Source organism: Microbacterium sp. KHB019 (assembly GCF_037285405.1).
Lineage (GTDB): Bacteria > Actinomycetota > Actinomycetes > Actinomycetales > Microbacteriaceae > Microbacterium.
On record NZ_JBBDHF010000001.1, the window covers coordinates 757961 to 775106 of the forward strand.

The following is a 17146-nucleotide window of genomic DNA, read 5'->3' on the forward strand; positions in this document are numbered from 1 at the left end:
TATCACCGATGAAGGGTTGCCTTACCTTGCCCGTCGGAGGTCACCGTTCGACGAGACTGTCGCGAAGCGCCGCGAGTTCGTCGTCGGCGAGACCGTGCGCGCGCAGGTAGTCGGCGGCCGAACCCCAGCGCGCGTCCACCTGGTCGAGCAGGCTGCGCATCACCTCCGCCGGCGACAGCGTGGCGAGCGCGACCGCGTTCTCGGCGTGCGGATGCTGCGCCCGCAGAAACGCCGTGATGCGGCGGTTCCTCTCCTGCGGGAGAAGCGACGCCGTCAGGGCGTAGTCGGCGACCACGGCATCCCGATCGGCCTCGACAGCCGACAGCGCGAGCGCCACGGTGACGCCTGTCCGATCCTTGCCCACTGTGCAGTGCACGAGGGTGCGATTCTCTGTGGCGATGACGCGTACGGCGTCGGCCAGCCGCTGGCCGCTCTCGTCGAGCAGATGGCGGTACATCTCGCCGAGCCCCATGTCCTCATCGAAGAACGAGGCGACGGACCCGAGGAACAGCGGCAGGTGCGTGGTGGCGATGGAGGTCACCGCCGACGGCGCCTCAGCGACCTCCTGCCCGTCGCGCAGGTCGACGATGTGTCCGACCCTGCGCTCGATCTCGGCGATGCCCGACGGCGTCGCAGCGACGAGACTCCCCGATCGCAGAAGCGCCCCCTCACGGACACGCCCCCGCGCGGTCGCCATTCCACCGACATCCCGGACGTTGAAGACGCCCTCGATATCGAGAACCGTCACGCCGTCGCCTTCTCAACCCGCGGCAGGACCGGATAGCGGCCGGCGATCACGACGCGATTGAACGCATTGATCGACACGCACGCCCAGCTCAATGCCGCGTACTCCTTCTCGGTGAACACGCTGCCCACCCGGTCGTACACGTCGTCCGAGACGCCCTCATCGTGGATGAAGGTGAAGGATTCGGCCAGTTCGAGTGCTGCACGTTCCCGGTCGGAGAACACCCCGCTCTCGCGCCAGGTGGCGATCTGGAGGAGCGTGTCCGCGTCGAGTCCGGCCTTGACCGCGCGGTCGAGGTGGATGCGCGTGCAGTACGCGCATCCGTTCAGCTGCGAGCAGTGGATCATGACGAGCTCCTTGAGACGATCGTCGATGCCGTTGTCGCGGCAGATCTGCCCCACGGTGCGGGAGAACTGGTCCAGGGCCTCGTACGCCGCCGGCTCGGTCTTCGACAGGTGCACTCGCGTCTCGCTCATGCCCTCAGCTTAGGCTCAGACCCCCTGTCTAGCGTTGGTGCAGATGGCGAACTCTCAGCGCATAGCGAGTCTCGACGGGGTCCGTGGAATGGCCTCGCTGGTGGTGGTGATCTATCACTGCAGCCTCGTGGCGATGCCGCACCTGGACGAGACGCTCTCCGCCTGGCTCACCCAGAGCCCGGTCAAGCTCGCGTTCGCCGGGACGGAAGCCGTCCTGGTGTTCTTCGTGCTCTCCGGCTTCGTGGTGACCCTGCCGGTGCTGCGCGAAGGATTCAGCTGGATTCGCTACTATCCCACCCGCGTGCTGCGGCTCTATCTGCCCGTCTGGGGATCGGTCGTGCTGGCCACCGCGCTCATCGCGCTCGTGCCGCGCGGCCCCGCGAGCATGCCGGATGGCTCGTGGATGCAGAACGCGCAGGCGTCGAGCGTGAGCTGGGGCTCGTTCCTCGACGAAGCGCTCCTGCTGACGAAGAGCTACGACATCAACAACGTGCTGTGGTCGCTGCGGTGGGAGCTGATCTTCTCCCTCGCACTCCCCCTGTTCGTCGTCCTTGCCGTGGTGCTGCGTCGTCACGCGATGCTGGCGGCGACCGCCGCGTGCGCACTCACTGTCGTCGGGCGGATCATCGATGTGGAAGCACTCGTGTACCTGCCCGTGTTCATGCTGGGCTCGCTGATGGCCGTACGCCTCGACGATCTGCTCGCCTGGGTGCGCAGACCCCGCCCCCGGGCGTTCTGGCCATGTGTCACCACGATCGCGCTGACGCTCCTCATCGCCAGTTGGCTGACGCGGCCGTTCGCGGAGCCGTCGAGCATCGTGGGGCGCGCGATGTGGGGGCTCGCCGGGATCGGTGCCGCCCTGGTCATCGTTGTCGCGATGGGCTGGCCGCGGCTGCGCGCGGGGCTGGAGTCTCCTGTGCCGCAGTGGCTCGGGCGCACCTCGTACAGTCTGTATCTCGTCCATGTCCCGCTGATCGGAACGCTCGCCTACCTGTGGGGAAGCGAGAACTGGGCGCTGGTCGCGGCCGTCGGCATCCCAGCAAGTCTTTTTCTCGGCGCCCTGTTCCATCGCGTCCTCGAGGCACCAGCTCACCGGTTGGCGCGAGCCGCCGGGGCGGGTGCCGCGCCGCTCGAGCGGATGCGCTCACGCGTCTGATCGCTCGTATCGGCCGCTGAGTCGGATGATCCGTCGTTTCGCGCGGCCGATGGCTCGGCGCAGACGTCGGATCGTGGATTGCGGCGAGGATGCGGCGTGCTTGCGCTCGTACGCGCGCTCCATCTCGCGCGCCCAGGCACGAACGACTGCTCGATCGCTGAACTGCGCGGCGGTGGCCCTGGCACGCCGCCGCATCGTCTCGACGCGGTGACGCGGCATCCGCTGCAACTCGACGATGCGCTGCGCCAGGCCGTCGACGTCCCCCGGCGGCACGAGGAACCCGTTCGACCCGTGCGCGATCACGTCGGCGGGTCCGTAGGGGATGTCGTAGGCGATCGGCACGCAGCCGGCCGCCATGCCCTCGACGAGCGCGAGCGGAAGCCCCTCGGCCTTCGAGGTCAGCAGCATGAAATCCGCCGTGGCGAATGCTGATCTGGCCGCATCGTCGTGCCCGCGCAGCGACACCCGCTGCTGCATCCGCTGCGACCTGATCGTCTTCTCCAGCAGGGGGCGCCGCACCCCTTCGCCGAAGACGTCGAGTGTCACATCGGCCTCTCTGGATGCACGTGCCACCGCCTTCACTGCGTGCGAGACGCGCTTGCGAGCCGTCAAGGAAGCGAGCATGAGGCCTCGGCCGCGGCGATGCGCGGCCGGACCGCCGGACATGACGTCATTGAAACCGTTCGGGATGACGGCGACGTTCTCGTGAGGTCCGAGGTCGCTGATCAGGTCCGCCCGCTGCGCCCGAGTCAGCAGCGCGACGGAGTCGAAGTCCCCGAGGTTCTCGAGCACGCTCCGTCGGGAGGAGCTGAGACCTGAACCGTCCGCCGTGCGGTGCGACCCGTGCAGCACGTGCATCGTGACGACGTTGCGCCGACGGTAGGTGCGGGCGAACCGGGCGGCGGTCTTCGAATCGACGATGAGGAAGCTCTCGTCGTCGCCGACGAGTTCGTCCAGCCAGTGGCGATAGAGGCCCCAGGCACTCCCCCAGCTGCGCACCGGCCGGCCGCGCCGGTCGTAGAGCACCACGCTCCGCTTGCGGGTCTGCGGATCGCGGCGGTCCGTCACGAGCAGGGTGCCGTCACGACGGAACCGATCCGCAGCCAGTGCCCCGCCGTCAGCCGCGCGAACCTCTCTGAGCAGGACGACGTCGCCGTGCCGGTGTTCCACGGAGTCGGCGTCAACGGGAATCGGGTCATGGATGTGGCGAGGCGCAGTCTCCGCCCCACCGGCGTCCTCGCCGGAGTCTTCGCGGTCGCGGAGCCAGTCCCAGATGTTGATGATGCGGATGCCGTCGATCAGCTCGCCCCTGGCACGCAGGCGCTGCTCGAGCTCCGGATAGTCGACGCGGTCATCGAGAGTGAGGATGTCCACCGGGCGATCGGCCAGCAGCGCGAAGGAACGGGACCGATGCATGAGCGCTCCGGTCATGCCGCTGAACGGCTCAGGGATGCTCCACGTCAGTGCGAACTGCTTGCCAGGTCGGAAGCGGGGAGAGAGAATGGACGACCGCATACGCCACGACGCTAACAACCTCCGCTGGGAACCGGCTTCAGACACCCGGAACGCATAACGACAAGACGGACGCGTCTTTTCCTCCACTTTCGCGCACTCAATCCGCACCAAGGACTGACAGATTGCTTCAGAGTTTCACACTGGGCAGCGGTTCGGAGCAGAATATGGGCGTGACGACTGAGATCAGCGAGTTTCACTACCTCCCGCTCCAGGCGGAGGCACTCGGTGTATCTGTTCCCGCCGTCGAGCGGCTGACGCTCACGCTGCCGGACGGTCGCGAGCTGAGCGCGCTGCGCTACGGCACCGGCGCACCCGCCGTGACCCTTCTGCATGGAGCCGGTCTCAACGCACACACCTGGGACACGACCGTCCTGCTGCTCAAGGAGCCGGTTCTCGCGATCGACCTCGCAGGACACGGGGACTCGAGCTGGCGCGACGACGCCGACTACTCGGGCCGCGCACTTGCCCCCGACATCGCCTTGGCGCTGCAGGAGTGGACCACGCAGCCGCAGATCCTCGTCGGGCAGTCCCTGGGTGGGCTGACCGCGGCGGCCGTGGCATCCACGCATCCTGAACTCGTTCGCGAGCTCGTCATCGTCGACATCACGCCGGGGATCGACACCTCAGGCGGCCCCTCGGCCCTGCGTGCCTTCTACGAGGGCCCGACCGACTTCGCCACGAGGGACGAGCTCGTCGACCGCGCCATGTCACTGGGTTTCGGCAGCACCCGCCCCGAGACCGCACGCGGAGTGTTCCTGAACACTCGGGTCCGCCCCGACGGGCGCATCGAGTGGAAGCACCACTTCGCCCATCTCGCCGCGAGGGCACTGGCGATGCCCTCGTCGGGCGATGCCGGCCCTGGCGCCGTTCTCGATGCCGGCGGCTGGGATGACCTCGCCGCCGCGGCGGCGCCGATCACCCTCGTCAGGGCAGCACGCGGTTTCGTCACAGAACCAGACGCAGAAGACTTCCGGCGTCGCGTGCCGGGCTCCCGCATCGTCGCCATCGACGCCACCCACAATGTCCAGGAGACCGCGCCGACCGAGCTCGCCGAGCTCATCCGCGCCGCCTTGGTCTCTCCGGCCTGATCTTCATCTCCGACCAGACATCATCCGCCCGGCACACAGCACCCGCCGCCCGAGAGGACCCAGCACCCATCATGTTCCGCCGCACCAGACGCCTCGGCGTCGTCTCCGCGCTCGCCGCGACTGCCATCATCCTCACCGCGTGCGGGGGGTCCTCCCCCGAGCCGACTCAGACCTCGGTCGGCGAGCCGGACCCAGCCGCCACGCTCACGGTCGGGCTGGTTCTCGAACCCACCAACCTCGACATCCGCCACACGAGCGGTGCGGCCCTCGAGCAGGTGCTCGTCGACAACATCTACGAGGGCCTCGTCACGCGCGCCCAGGACAACTCGATCGAGCCTCGTCTCGCCTCGGACTACGAGGTCTCCGGCGACGGCCTGACCTACACGTTCACCCTCAACGAGGGCGTCACGTTCCACGATGGTGCGGCTCTCACGTCCGCGGATGTCGTGGCATCCTACGACGCGGTCCGCACCGACGAGTCCTTGCAGGGGAACGCCGAGTTCGCCACGGTCGAGTCGATCACGGCTCCGGACGAGAAGACCGTCGTGATCACCCTCACCGAGCCGAACCAGAACTTCCTGTTCTCTCTCACGGGGCCCGCGGGTCTCGTCTTCAAGAACGGCGACAAGACGGATCTGCAGACCGCGGAGAACGGCACCGGTCCGTTCGTCCTGCAGAACTGGAGCCGCGGCAGCAGCATCACATTCGACCGCTACGCCGACTACTGGGGCGAGCCGGCCGGTGTCGCGGAGGTCGTCTTCGAGTACATTCCGGACTTCACCGCCGGAGTCAACGCAGCCCTCGACGGCAGCCTCGATGTGCTGACGGCCGTCGACCCGAACCTCGCGCCCGAGCTCGAGAGCTCCGGCGAGTTCACCCTGACGACCGGTCGCACCACCGACAAGGCCACGCTTGCCTTCAACAACGCCAAGGCGCCGCTCGACGACGTCCGCGTGCGTGAGGCGCTGCGCCTCGCCATCGACCACGAAGGCCTCATCGAGGCGGTCGGAGCGGGCGAACCGCTGTACGGCCCGATCCCCGAGCTCGACCCCGGCTACGAAGACCTCTCCGATGTCGCACCCTACGACCCGGAGAAGGCGAAGAAGCTGCTCGCCGAAGCCGGCCAGGAGGACCTCGAGCTCACGCTCACGATCCCGTCGTTCTACGGCACCACGGTGCCGCAGGTGCTGATCTCGGACTTCGCGAAGGTCGGCGTCACCCTCGACGTCAACCCGGTCGAGTTCCCGACGTGGCTCGAGGACGTCTACACGAACAAGGACTACGAGCTCAGCTTCGTGCTGCACGTCGAGCCGCGCGACTTCGGCAACTTCGCCAACCCGGACTACTACTTCGGCTACGACAACCCCGAGGTGCAGGGCCTGTACACCCAGGCTCTCGCCGAGACCGACGCCGGCGCCTCCGCGAAGCTCCTCGCCGAGGCCGCCCGCCTGGTGTCGGAGGACCACGCGGCGGACTGGCTGTACAACGGCCAGACCATCACAGCTGTGCGGCCGATCGTCTCGGGCTTCCCCGAGGACTCGATCAACTCCCGCATCAACCTCGCCGGCGTCACGGTCGCCGGCGAGTGACCTGAGCCGACTGTCGCAGAGTGATCCGGTACACGCTGACACGAGGGGCCCTGCTCATCGCGGGACTCCTCGTGTCGAGCGTGCTGATCTTCCTCACGCTGCGCGTCTTCCCCGGCGATGTGGCGCAGCTCATCGCCGGAACGCAGGCACCGCAGGCAACCGTCGAGGCGCTCCGCGAATCGCTGGGTCTGAATCGCCCGCTGCCGGTGCAGTACGGCGATTGGATCGGAGGCGTGCTCACCGGTGACCTCGGCACGTCGCAGCTGAGCGGCGCATCGGTCGGCGCGGAGATCGCAGAGAAGGCGCGGGTGACGGTGCCGCTCGGCATCATGGCGCTGGTGATCGCCCTGCTGATCGCCGTGCCCTTCGGCGTCCTGTCGGCCCTGCTGCGCGGACGCGCCGGCGGAACGGCGATCAGCGTCGCATCGCAGGCCCTCGCCGCCGTGCCGGTGATCTGGGCCGGCATGATGCTGATCGTCGTTTTCGCGGTGCTGCTCGGCTGGTTGCCCGCTCAGGGTTTCCCCCGAGGGGGCTGGGACGAGCCATGGCAGGCCTTCCGCTCTCTTCTGCTGCCCGCCCTGACGATCGGCATCGTCGAGGGCGCCATGCTATTGCGGTTCGTGCGCAGCGCCACTCTGCAGGCCCGCGGTCAGGACTTCGTCCGCACGGCCGCTGCCAAGGGGCTCACCCGCAACCGCGCACTGATCCAGCACGGCATCCCGGCCGTCGGACTGTCGATCGTCACGGTGCTGGGACTGCAGGTCGCCGGCATCGTCGTCGGCTCGGTGATCATCGAGCAGCTGTTCACCCTTCCAGGCATCGGCCGGATGCTCGTCGCCGACGTCGGCACCCGCGATCTGGTGAAGGTGCAGAGCGAGCTGCTGGTCCTCACCGGTCTCGTGCTCGTGATCGGCTTCATCGTCGACCTCATCCACCACGTCGTCGACCCACGGCAGAGGGAGGCATGATGCCGAGCTGGTTGCGCAGACTGTGGTCCGGTGCCACGGGACGTTTCAGTCTGATCGCCGTCGCGGCGATCGCCCTCATCGCGTTGGTGGCACTGTTCTGGACGCCGTTCAACCCTCTCGACGCGGACGTCCGCAACCGCTGGGCCGCACCCAGCTGGCCGCATCTGCTGGGCACCGACGGCACAGGTCGCGACATCCTGAGCCTCATCATGGCCGGAGCGCGCACCACCGTCTTCGTCAGCATCGGCGCCGGGATCGTCGCGACGCTCGTCGGCATCGCGCTGGCGGCCCTCGGGGCGCTGACGTTCCGCTGGATGCGCGAGGCCGTCGCTGTTCTCGTCGACATCCTCATCGCGTTCCCGGTGCTCATCATCGCGATGATGATCTCCTCGGTGTGGGGAGGGTCGCTGTGGGTCGTGGTCTGGGCGGTCGGAATCGGCTTCGGCGTCAACATCGCCCGCGTCACCCGGCCAGAGCTGCGTCGCGTGCAGCAGAGCGATTTCGTGCTCGCCGGCCGTGCATCCGGCCTTACCCCGGCGCAGAACCTCGTCCGGCATCTGCTGCCGAACGTCGCGCCTGTCTTCATCGTGCAGTTGTCGTGGTCGATGGCCGTCGCCGTGCTCGCCGAGGCGGGGCTCTCCTATCTCGGCTTCGGCGCCTCGGTGACCGAGCCCTCCTGGGGCATCCTGCTCTCCGACCTTCAGCGATACATCAGCATCCATCCGCTGTCGGTGGTCTGGCCGGGCCTGGCCATCACCATCACGGTCCTCGCGCTCAACCTGCTCGGCGACGCATTGCGTGAGGCCACGGATCCGACGCTGCAGCACAGGTCAGCGCGGCGTCGAGAAGCCGAGTCCCACACCCCGGCGGTGGTCGCGTGAGCCTCGTCGTGCAGAATCTGATCGTCGAGATCGACGGCGACCGCGTCGTCGACGGCATCTCGTTCGAGGTTCCGGACGGTGCTCGACTGGGCCTCATCGGCGAATCCGGCTCGGGCAAGTCGATCACCGCGCTCGCCGTGCTCGGTCTCCTCCCCGACGGAGCGACGGCTCGGGGCAGCATCCGCTGGGATGGCACGGAGCTGCTCGGGATGCCGGAGCGGGAACTGGCGCGATTCCGCGGCGACGACATCGGCATCGTCTTCCAGGAGCCGCGCACTGCCCTCAACCCCATCCGCACCGTCGGCCGGCAGATCGCGGAATCGGTGCGCATCCACACCGGCGTCAGCAAGCGCGAAGCGCGTCAGCGCGCGATCGAAGAGGCAGCCCGCGTGCGCCTGCCAGACCCCGAGACGATCGTCGACAAGTATCCGCACCAGCTCTCCGGGGGCCAGCGTCAGCGCGTCGCGATCGCCATGGCCCTCGCCTGCCGCCCTCGGCTTCTCATCGCCGACGAACCCACCACCGCTCTCGACGTGACGATCCAGGCCGAGATCCTGAAGCTGCTGCTCTCACTCACTTCCGAGCACGGCATGTCGCTGATGTTCATCACCCACGACCTCGCCGTTCTCGCTCAGGTCGCGACCGATGGCGTCGTGCTGGAGGACGGCCGCGTAATCGAGGCAGCACCCGTGTCGACACTGCTCAGCGCCCCGGCGTCGCCGATCACCCAGGGGCTGCTCCGCGACGCCACAGCGACGCTGTGGCGACCGGACGGAGACGACTCATGAGCCTCATCGAGGCCCGCGGGCTCAGCCGCGACTTCGCCGTGCCGACCCGGTCGGTGTTCGAGCGAGCCGGCCGTCAGACGGCTCTGCAGCCCACCGACCTCGACATCGAAGCCGGTGAGTCGATCGGCATCATCGGCGAGTCGGGTTCAGGCAAGTCCACACTGGTCCGTCTGCTGCTGGGCCTGGATCGCCCGACGACGGGCAGCGTGCGCGTCGACGGACGCGCAGTGGATGCCGCGGCATCCGCTCGTTCGCTGCACTGGCTGCGACGGGCGACGGGGCTGGTGTTCCAGGACCCCTACGCGTCGCTGGACCCGCGCATGAACGCCGGCCAGATCATCGCCGAACCGCTGTGGGCGCTCGGCATCGACGACGACCGGCGGGCACGGGTGCGCGAGGTGCTCGCCCAGGTCGGACTCGAGCCCTCGATGGCCGATCGCTACCCGCACGAGTTCTCCGGCGGTCAACGCCAACGCGTGGCGATCGCGCGCGCGATCGTGCACCGCCCGCGCATCCTCGTCGGCGATGAGCCGCTGTCTGCCCTCGACGTCACCGTCCGCGCGCAGATCCTCGAGGTGCTCGAGCATCTGCTCGAGACCGAGGACCTCACCCTGATCCTCGTCTCGCACGACATCGGCGTCGTGCAGAACCTGTGCGACACCGTCGCCGTCATGAACGACGGAGCGATCGTCGAGCGAGGAACGACCCGCGACGTGCTGCTGCATCCGCAACAGGAATACACGAAGAAGCTGCTCTCAGCCATTCCGGTGATCCCCGGCCGAGGCCAGGTCAGCTCCGGCGACGACGCCCCTTCGGTTTGAGCGATCGCTGCAGGTAGACGGTTCCCAGCGACCGACCGAACTTGAATCCGACCCGGCCCATCCTGCCGACTTCGGTGAAACCGTGCTTCTCGTGCAGCCGGATGGATGCCTCGGCGCCGCTGTCGCTGATCACCGCGACGACCTCGCGCAGACCGATCTGCTCGCATGCCTCGATCAGGGCCTCGAGCAGCGCTGTGCCCAGCCCCTTGCCTCCGGCGCCCGGACCGAGGTAGATCGAGTCCTCGACGGTGTACCGGTAGGCGGACTTGCTCGCCCACGGCTGCACGAGCGCATAGCCGATCACCTCGTTCGACGGCGTGACGGCTACGAGGAACGGCAGCTTGAGCTTGGCCAGGAATGCGAACTTCTCGCGCCAATAGCGATGCGTCGAGGCCTTCTCGTCGAAGGTGACGACGGAGTTGGCGACGTAGTGGTTGTAGATGCCGCGGACGTCGGGCAGATCGCCCACCCGAGCGGGGCGGATCGTGTACGAGAAGGTGTCCGGCTCGGGCGCCGGCGCCTGCAGGTGGCGCGGCAACCGGCGACGCTGGTCGCCTGGTTCGAACTGCACTCGCTCAGCCTAACCGCAGCGAGTGAGCTCATGCTTCGCCGGCCACACGCCAGTCCACCGGCGACGCACCCTGCTCCTCGAGCAGAGCGTTCGCGCGTGAGAACGGCCTCGACCCGAAGAACCCGCGTCGGGCCGACAGCGGCGAAGGGTGGGCCGAGGCGATGACAGGTGTCTCTCCGAGCAGAGGCTGGAGATTAGCGGCATCCCGGCCCCAGAGGATCGCGACGAGCGGCTGGTCGCGGGCGACGAGGGTGCGGATCGCGAGCTCGGTGACCTGTTCCCAGCCCCAGCCGCGATGGGATGCCGGGGCACCGGGCCGCACGGTCAGCACTCTGTTCAGCAGCAGCACGCCCTGATCGCTCCACGCTGTCAGGTCGCCGTGCGGCGCAGGAGGGATGCCGAGATCGCTCTGACGCTCGGCGTAGATGTTCGACAGACTCCGCGGCAGCGGGCGCACATCCTTGTCGACGGCGAACGACAGTCCGATCGCGTGACCTGGGGTCGGGTACGGGTCCTGCCCCGTGATGAGCACCCGGACGTCCGCGAGCGGACGCTGGAAGGCCCGCAGCACGTGTGCGCCGTCGGGAAGGTATCCGGCACCGCCGGCCTGTTCGGCGCGCAGCCGCTCACCCAAAGCACGGATGTCTTCGGCCACGGGGGCCAGAGCAGCCGCCCAGCCCCGATCGATCAGGCCCTCGTCGGCGAGCTGCTCCAGCGATCTGCCCGGCACTGACCTCAGTCCTCGACCTCGGGGCGCACGCGCAGCGGGCCGCGGGCGAGGATGTGCTGCGCCGACTGCGCGACAGGGCGCATCGTGATGAGGTCGAGATTCACATGACCAGGAGCATCCAGGGCGTACCCGATGACGTCGGCGACGTCGTGCGCCGTGAGCGGCGCCTCGACCCCGGCATAGACGGATTCGGCCGCCACCTGATCTCCGCCGAGCCTGTTCAACGTGAACTCCTCGGTGTGCACCATGCCCGGCGCGACCTCGACGACGCGGATCGGCTCGCCGTTCAGTTCTTGACGCAAGGCCTTCACGAGCATGGATTCTGCGGCCTTGGCAGCGTTGTATCCGCCGCCGCCCTGGTACGCCGTCTGGGCAGCGGTCGACGTCACGAACACCGCATCGGCATGCCCGTCGGATGCCGCAGCTCGGCGCAGCAGCGGAAGGATGCGGGCGACGAGACGTTGGGTGGCGAGGACGTTCACCTCGTACATCCACTGCCAGTCCTCCGTGCTGCCGTCCTCTACGCGGTCGGTGCCGCGGGCGCCTCCGGCCACCTGGACCAGCGCGTGCACCGGTCCAGAGGCTTCGAGCTCGCCGATGAGGGCGGCGACGGCGTCCTCATTCGTGAGATCGCAGGCCACCGCGGACGCTCCGGTCTCTTCGGCCAGCGCCCGCAGGCGGTCCGCGCGGCGGGCGACGCCCACGACCTCCCACCCGCGAGAGCGCAGATCCCGCACCGTCGCCTCGCCGATCCCGGAGCTCGCACCCGTCACCACTGCGCGCCTCGCCGCACCTGCCTGTGTAGCCATGCCTCCACCGTACGACTTTTCCGCACGATCACGCGGATCCGAGATGTTACGTAACATTTCCCGCGCGTTGTCGCGCGAGGGCTCGTTCCGTAATCTCACATCAACGGCATCCGCCGCATCGATTTCGAATCCAGCCGAGGAGGCACACAATGTCCGCACCCGAGACCTGGCGTTTCGAGACCAAGCAGATCCACTCCGGCGCAGCGCCCGACCCCGTGACGAAGGCTCGAGCCACGCCGATCTACCAGACCACGTCGTACGTGTTCGACAACGCCGACCATGCCGCGAACCTGTTCGCCCTCGCCGAGTTCGGCAACATCTACACCCGCATCCAGAACCCGACGCAGGACGTTCTCGAGCAGCGCCTCGCGGCCCTCGAGGGCGGTACGGGCGCGCTCGTCCTCTCCAGCGGTCAGGCCGCATCGACGTTCGCCGTGCTGAACATCGCACAGGCCGGCGACCACTTCGTCTCGTCGAGCTCGATCTACGGCGGCACCTACAACCTCTTCAAGTACACGCTCGCCAAGCTCGGCGTCGAGGTCACGTTCGTCGAGAACCAGGACGACATCGAGGAGTGGCGCGCCGCGGTCCGCCCGAACACCAAGCTGTTCTTCGCCGAGACCATCGGCAACCCGAAGATCAACGTGCTCGACATCCGAGGCATCGCCGACGTCGCTCACGAGAGCGGCATCCCGCTGATCGTCGACAACACGATCGCGACGCCGTACCTGATCCGCCCGTTCGAGCACGGCGCCGACATCGTCGTGCACTCGGTCACCAAGTTCCTCGGTGGCCACGGCACCACCATCGGTGGCGCGATCATCGACGGCGGCACGTTCGCCTGGACCGAGCACGCCGAGAAGTTCCCCGAGCTCACCCAGCCCGACCCGTCGTACCACGGCGCGGTCTACACCGCCGCTGTCGGCGACGCCCTCGCCTACATCATCAAGGCCCGAGTGCAGCTGCTGCGCGACCTCGGATCGGCCATCGCGCCGCAGAGCGCCTGGAACCTGATCCAGGGCATCGAGACGCTGTCGCTGCGCATCGAGCGCCACGTGCAGAACGCGCAGGAGATCGCGGAGTGGCTCGAGAACCACCCCGATGTCGCCTCGGTGAACTACTCCGGGCTGCCCTCATCGCCGTGGTACGCCAAGGCCAACGAGTACGCGCCGAAGGGCGTCGGCGCCGTGCTGTCGTTCGAGCTGAAGGGCGGCGTGGAGGCCGGCCGTGAGTTCGTGAACTCGCTGTCGCTGTTCAGCCACCTGGCGAACATCGGCGACGTGCGCTCGCTCGTCATCCACCCTGCATCCACCACGCACTCGCAGCTCACGCCGGAGCAGCAGCTGACCTCAGGCGTCACGCCCGGGCTGGTGCGTCTGTCGGTGGGGCTGGAGAACATCGACGACCTCAAGGCCGACCTCGACGAGGCCCTCGCCGCAGCTCGCCGTGTCTCGGAGGCCGCTCGCGCCTGAGCATCCTTTCGCAGTAGCGCACGAATCTCGCAGACTCTCTCCGGAACTCTGCGAGATTCGTGCGTTTCTGCGATGTTTCCGCCCGCACGGCGAGCGCGACGTAACGTTCGCCCGCGAGCGGACACGAGCCGCGACAATGGAGACATGGACTGGCAGAGCACCTCCGAGGACACCGTGCCATCGGCGCGCGTGACCGAAGACGACGCCCGCCTCCTGCGTGCGCGACCGCCCGTGACCGGAGCGTGGCGTGACGGCGACCCCGCCGGCAACCGCAAGTTCGCCGCCTTCGGCGCCTTCCGCACCGAGATCGGACAGGAACTGCCAGGCATCCGCGTCGCGTACGAGTCGTGGGGCACGCTCAACGCCGCGCGCGACAACGCGGTTCTCGTGCTGCACGCCCTGACCGGCGACAGCCATCTGCGCGGCGACGCCGGCCCTGGGCATCCCACCGACGGGTGGTGGCACGATGTCGTCGGACCGGGCGCGGCACTCGACACCGACCGCTGGTTCGTCATCGCTCCGAACATGCTCGGCGGATGCCAGGGCTCCACGGGCCCCGCCAGCATCGCCCCCGACGGTTACGAGTGGGCGTCGCGCTTCCCGTACCTGACGATCCGGGATCAGGTAGCGGGGCAGGTCCGCCTCGCCGACGCCCTGGGCATCGACCGTTGGGCCGCCGTCGTCGGCGGATCCATGGGCGGGATGCACGCGCTGGAGTGGGGAATCTCCCACCCGGAGCGCGTCGAGCGCCTCGCCGTGCTGTCCACTCCCCCGGTGAACACCGCCGACCAGATCGCCCTGAACTCCGTGCAGCTCGAGGCGATCCGCATCGACCCGCGGTTCCAGGCCGGCGAGTACTACGACCAGAGCGTCGGCGAAGGCCCCCACCGCGGGCTGGCTCTCGCCCGCCGCATGGCCCTTCTGAACTACCGCAGTCCGATCGAGCTGAACCAGCGCTTCCAGCGGTCGTGGCAGTCCGAGGTCTCCCCCCTCGGTCGCGGCGGACGCTTCGCCGTCGAGTCGTACCTCGACTTCCACGGCAACAAGTTCACGCGCCGGTTCGACGCCAACAGCTACCTGACTCTCGTCGAGGCGATGAACTCGCACGACGTCGGCCGCGGACGCGGCGGCGTCGAGAGCGCACTGCAGTCGGTCACGGCGACGACGCTCGTGCTCGGCATCGACACCGACCGCCTGTTCCCCGTCGACGGGCAGCACCGCATCGCGCGCAGCATCCCGAACACCCTCGACGGCAACGAGGCGGTCGTGCTGAACAGCGACTTCGGCCACGACGGCTTCCTCATCGAGACGGATGCTGTCAGCCACCACCTGCGGCGACTCCTCGCAGCCTGAACGGTCAGTCGCGCACGTACTCCCAGGGCAGCGCGGCTGTTCCGAGCCGGTGCCGCCCCGAACCGCCATCCGGATGCTCGGCATCGCCCGCCCAGAGGAACACGCCGTCGCCCAGAAGGTGCGTGGAGTACAGCTCCGGAACAGATGCCGCGGCGACAGCGGCCGCGATGGACGAGTGCGCCGCCAGTCCCTGAAGAGTGACCCACGTCGGCGGGAAGAGCACGATCTCCCCGTCCGCGTGCCGTCGTAGAGCTTCCGCCGGCGACAGCCACTGCACGTCGATCACCTCGTCGGGCGCAGCCCGCACCTCGCCGTCCGGGGCCTCAGCCAGGAAGAACCAGGTGCGGACGCGCTTGGGCGCCTCGATCGGCGGCACCCAGCACGAGAGGGTCGTGAGCGCCGTCGGACGCAGTCCGACCTCTTCCTCACATTCGCGGGCGGCTGCCCGAGCAGCCGTGGCGTGCTCGGTGTCGCCCGTCATGATATCGACGTCCTCGACGACGCCGCCGGGAAAGACCCAGGCGCTGGCGAACGAGCCGCGGTCAGGACGACGGATCAGAAGCGTCTCGATCCCCGGATGCGCGGCACGCAGCAGAACGGCGGTCCCGCCGACGAGCATGGTCTGATCCATGCCCTCACCCTATGCGGTCGCCGTCACCCGCTCCGAGCGGTACGCCACCATCGTGATTCCCAGCCCGATGACGGCGAGCACGGCTCCTGTCCATGCCGGCGCGGTGAACCCCCAGCCGACGGCGATCACGGCACCGCCGAGGAAGGCACCCAGGCTGTTGCCGATGTTGAGCGCCGAGTGGTTCATCGCCGCTGCGATCGACTGGTTGTCGCCCGCGACATCCATGAGCCGGGTCTGGATCGCCGGACTCAGCACCGACGAGACCAGTCCGACGGCGAACGCGAAGACCGCGAGAAGGATGATCTGGAACGACAGCAGTGCCAGCATCGCGAGAACGAGCGCCATCCCTCCCATGCCGATCAGCAGCGTGCGGCGCAGGTCGCGGTCGGCCATGAATCCGCCGAGCAGGTTGCCCACCGTCATCCCGAGCCCGACGATGACGAGCACGATCGGCACGGCCCACTCCGGAGAGCCGGCGACGTCCGTGACCAGCGGCGCGACATAGCTGTAGACCGCGAAGAAACCGCCGAACCCGATCGCGCCGATGCCGAGCGTGAGCCAGACCTGACCGACGCGGAACACGCCGAGCTCCGAACGCAGTGTTCTGCCCGGTTCGCCGGGATGCCTTGGCACGAACAGAGCGATCGACGAGGCGGCGAGCGCGAACACGATCGTCACGACGAGGAACGCCGTGCGCCAGCCCCACTGCTGCCCGAGGAACGTCCCCAGAGGCACGCCGACGACGTTCGCGATCGTGAGTCCGGTGAGGATGAAGGCGACGCCCTGCGCGCGCTTGCCCGGTCCGAGGACGTCAGCGGCGACCAGGGCGCCGATGCCGAAGTACGCACCGTGCGGGAGTCCGGCGAGCAGTCGCGAGGCGCCGACGAGTTCGAAGGTGGGCATGACGACCGTCAGCGCGTTGAAGACCGTGAGCGCGATCGCGAGACCGATCATCACCCGGTGCCGCGGGAAGCGCGCTACGAGCCCGGCGATCGTCGGCGCGCCGATCACGACGCCGAGCGCGTAGAGCGAGATGAGGATGCCGGTCTGACCGATCGCCTCTTCAGGCGAGGCGGCCCACTGCGTGGGCAGCAGATCCTGCGCGATGTTCGGGAGCAGGCCCATCACGACGAACTCGGTCATGCCGATGCCGAAGGAGCCGATGGCGAGGGAGAGGAGCGCCATCATCGCCGCACCCCTCGAAAATGTCGAGGAGTGAGTCACCAGACAATGCTACTGGGCGTCGGAGTCCTCGATGGCCGCCTCGAGTCGCTCGATCTTGGCGTCGAGCTCTCCGGTGAATCCGGGTCGGATGTCGGCCTTGAGAACGAGCGACACTCGGGAGCCGAAGGGCATCACGGCCTCTGTGGCGCGCTTGACGACGTCCATGACCGTGTCCCAGTCCGGGCCCTCGACCTCGGTGAACATGCTGGTCGTGCGATGCGCAAGCCCGGACTCGCGAACGATCTTGACCGCTGCCGCGACCGCGTCGTGCACGGAGCCGTCGGTGTTGCCGGTGCCGCCTGGTGCGACGGAGAAGGCGATGAGCATGA

General features: G+C 68.3%; 18 protein-coding genes. 9 read left to right on the plus strand and 9 right to left on the minus strand.

Annotated features, from left to right (window positions below; translation table 11 throughout):
• Window positions 1-40 precede the first annotated feature (40 nt).
• Window positions 41-748, minus strand: coding sequence for a tyrosine-protein phosphatase (locus KHB019_RS03775; RefSeq protein WP_230102261.1), 708 nt, complete (start codon window positions 746-748; stop codon window positions 41-43).
• Entirely contained in the window at window positions 745-1221 is a 477-nt protein-coding gene (locus tag KHB019_RS03780; protein WP_230102260.1) for a carboxymuconolactone decarboxylase family protein, read from the minus strand. Before KHB019_RS03780 ends, KHB019_RS03775 begins: the two co-directional genes overlap by 4 nt.
• A 43-nt stretch (window positions 1222-1264) precedes the next feature.
• On the opposite strand from KHB019_RS03780, the gene KHB019_RS03785 reads away from it, so the two are divergent.
• On the plus strand, window positions 1265-2377 hold the full coding sequence (locus tag KHB019_RS03785) for an acyltransferase family protein (protein WP_337458098.1): 1113 nt from the start codon (window positions 1265-1267) through the stop codon (window positions 2375-2377).
• On the opposite strand, the gene KHB019_RS03790 is transcribed toward KHB019_RS03785, so the two are convergent.
• Complete coding sequence (locus KHB019_RS03790) at window positions 2366-3892, minus strand: glycosyltransferase (RefSeq protein ID WP_337458099.1); 1527 nt, start codon at window positions 3890-3892, stop codon at window positions 2366-2368. The two genes, KHB019_RS03785 and KHB019_RS03790, sit on opposite strands and share 12 nt — an antisense overlap.
• A gap of 170 nt (window positions 3893-4062) precedes the next feature.
• Here KHB019_RS03790 and KHB019_RS03795 point away from each other — a divergent pair, with 170 nt between their 5' ends.
• From KHB019_RS03795 to KHB019_RS03820, 6 genes are all read left to right on the plus strand, one after another.
• On the plus strand, window positions 4063-4980 hold the full coding sequence (locus tag KHB019_RS03795) for an alpha/beta fold hydrolase (protein ID WP_443193184.1): 918 nt from the start codon (window positions 4063-4065) through the stop codon (window positions 4978-4980).
• A gap of 71 nt (window positions 4981-5051) precedes the next feature.
• Complete coding sequence (locus KHB019_RS03800; protein ID WP_337458101.1) at window positions 5052-6569, plus strand: ABC transporter substrate-binding protein; 1518 nt, start codon at window positions 5052-5054, stop codon at window positions 6567-6569.
• A 20-nt stretch (window positions 6570-6589) separates the two neighbouring features.
• On the plus strand, window positions 6590-7537 hold the full coding sequence (locus KHB019_RS03805) for an ABC transporter permease (RefSeq protein WP_230102255.1): 948 nt from the start codon (window positions 6590-6592) through the stop codon (window positions 7535-7537).
• Window positions 7534-8418, plus strand: coding sequence for an ABC transporter permease (locus KHB019_RS03810; protein ID WP_414684023.1), 885 nt, complete (start codon window positions 7534-7536; stop codon window positions 8416-8418). Before KHB019_RS03805 ends, KHB019_RS03810 begins: the two co-directional genes overlap by 4 nt.
• The gene (locus KHB019_RS03815; protein ID WP_230102254.1) at window positions 8415-9206 is read left to right on the plus strand and encodes an ATP-binding cassette domain-containing protein; all 792 of its coding nucleotides are present in this window, start codon (window positions 8415-8417) and stop codon (window positions 9204-9206) included. Before KHB019_RS03810 ends, KHB019_RS03815 begins: the two co-directional genes overlap by 4 nt.
• Window positions 9203-10027 carry an ABC transporter ATP-binding protein gene (locus KHB019_RS03820; RefSeq protein ID WP_337458102.1) on the plus strand — a complete coding sequence of 275 codons (825 nt, stop codon included), beginning with the start codon at window positions 9203-9205 and terminating at the stop codon, window positions 10025-10027. Before KHB019_RS03815 ends, KHB019_RS03820 begins: the two co-directional genes overlap by 4 nt.
• On the opposite strand, the gene KHB019_RS03825 is transcribed toward KHB019_RS03820, so the two are convergent.
• The 3 genes from KHB019_RS03825 to KHB019_RS03835 are packed head-to-tail and all read right to left on the minus strand — an operon-like array spanning window position 9996 to window position 12137.
• On the minus strand, window positions 9996-10598 hold the full coding sequence (locus KHB019_RS03825; RefSeq protein WP_337458103.1) for a GNAT family N-acetyltransferase: 603 nt from the start codon (window positions 10596-10598) through the stop codon (window positions 9996-9998). The genes KHB019_RS03820 and KHB019_RS03825 overlap by 32 nt on opposite strands.
• Window positions 10599-10626: 28 nt before the next feature.
• The gene (locus KHB019_RS03830; RefSeq protein ID WP_337458104.1) at window positions 10627-11328 is read right to left on the minus strand and encodes a uracil-DNA glycosylase; all 702 of its coding nucleotides are present in this window, start codon (window positions 11326-11328) and stop codon (window positions 10627-10629) included.
• 5 nt (window positions 11329-11333) lie between these two features.
• Window positions 11334-12137 carry an SDR family oxidoreductase gene (locus KHB019_RS03835; RefSeq protein ID WP_337458105.1) on the minus strand — a complete coding sequence of 268 codons (804 nt, stop codon included), beginning with the start codon at window positions 12135-12137 and terminating at the stop codon, window positions 11334-11336.
• Between the two features lie 149 nt (window positions 12138-12286).
• Here KHB019_RS03835 and KHB019_RS03840 point away from each other — a divergent pair, with 149 nt between their 5' ends.
• On the plus strand, window positions 12287-13609 hold the full coding sequence (locus KHB019_RS03840) for a bifunctional o-acetylhomoserine/o-acetylserine sulfhydrylase (protein ID WP_230102249.1): 1323 nt from the start codon (window positions 12287-12289) through the stop codon (window positions 13607-13609).
• A gap of 144 nt (window positions 13610-13753) precedes the next feature.
• On the plus strand, window positions 13754-14962 hold the full coding sequence (gene metX, locus KHB019_RS03845) for a homoserine O-acetyltransferase MetX (protein WP_337458106.1): 1209 nt from the start codon (window positions 13754-13756) through the stop codon (window positions 14960-14962).
• 4 nt (window positions 14963-14966) lie between these two features.
• Here the strand turns inward: metX and KHB019_RS03850 are convergent, their stop codons facing one another.
• The 3 genes from KHB019_RS03850 to KHB019_RS03860 are packed head-to-tail and all read right to left on the minus strand — an operon-like array spanning window position 14967 to window position 17144.
• A complete protein-coding gene (locus tag KHB019_RS03850; RefSeq protein ID WP_230102247.1) occupies window positions 14967-15593 on the minus strand; it encodes an NUDIX domain-containing protein in 627 nt (208 codons plus the stop codon).
• Window positions 15594-15602: 9 nt separating this feature from the next.
• Entirely contained in the window at window positions 15603-16781 is a 1179-nt protein-coding gene (locus KHB019_RS03855; protein WP_337458107.1) for an MFS transporter, read from the minus strand.
• 45 nt (window positions 16782-16826) lie between these two features.
• Window positions 16827-17144, minus strand: a complete 318-nt coding sequence (locus tag KHB019_RS03860; protein WP_337458108.1) for a thiamine-binding protein — start codon at window positions 17142-17144, stop codon at window positions 16827-16829.
• Window positions 17145-17146 lie beyond the last annotated feature (2 nt).

What these genes read in the sequence shown, in the direction of transcription:
- KHB019_RS03850 (WP_230102247.1), bottom strand. Translation starts at nt 15,593, where the DNA reads ATGGATCAGACCATGCTCGTCGGCGGGACCGCCGTTCTGCTGCGTGCC.
- KHB019_RS03860 (WP_337458108.1), bottom strand. Translation starts at nt 17,144, where the DNA reads ATGCTCATCGCCTTCTCCGTCGCACCAGGCGGCACCGGCAACACCGAC.
- KHB019_RS03800 (WP_337458101.1), top strand. Translation starts at nt 5,052, where the DNA reads ATGTTCCGCCGCACCAGACGCCTCGGCGTCGTCTCCGCGCTCGCCGCG.
- KHB019_RS03855 (WP_337458107.1), bottom strand. Translation starts at nt 16,781, where the DNA reads ATGATGGCGCTCCTCTCCCTCGCCATCGGCTCCTTCGGCATCGGCATG.
- KHB019_RS03840 (WP_230102249.1), top strand. Translation starts at nt 12,287, where the DNA reads ATGTCCGCACCCGAGACCTGGCGTTTCGAGACCAAGCAGATCCACTCC.
- KHB019_RS03835 (WP_337458105.1), bottom strand. Translation starts at nt 12,137, where the DNA reads ATGGCTACACAGGCAGGTGCGGCGAGGCGCGCAGTGGTGACGGGTGCG.
- KHB019_RS03785 (WP_337458098.1), top strand. Translation starts at nt 1,265, where the DNA reads ATGGCGAACTCTCAGCGCATAGCGAGTCTCGACGGGGTCCGTGGAATG.
- KHB019_RS03790 (WP_337458099.1), bottom strand. Translation starts at nt 3,892, where the DNA reads ATGCGGTCGTCCATTCTCTCTCCCCGCTTCCGACCTGGCAAGCAGTTC.
- metX (WP_337458106.1), top strand. Translation starts at nt 13,754, where the DNA reads ATGGACTGGCAGAGCACCTCCGAGGACACCGTGCCATCGGCGCGCGTG.
- KHB019_RS03820 (WP_337458102.1), top strand. Translation starts at nt 9,203, where the DNA reads ATGAGCCTCATCGAGGCCCGCGGGCTCAGCCGCGACTTCGCCGTGCCG.
- KHB019_RS03780 (WP_230102260.1), bottom strand. Translation starts at nt 1,221, where the DNA reads ATGAGCGAGACGCGAGTGCACCTGTCGAAGACCGAGCCGGCGGCGTAC.
- KHB019_RS03810 (WP_414684023.1), top strand. Translation starts at nt 7,534, where the DNA reads ATGATGCCGAGCTGGTTGCGCAGACTGTGGTCCGGTGCCACGGGACGT.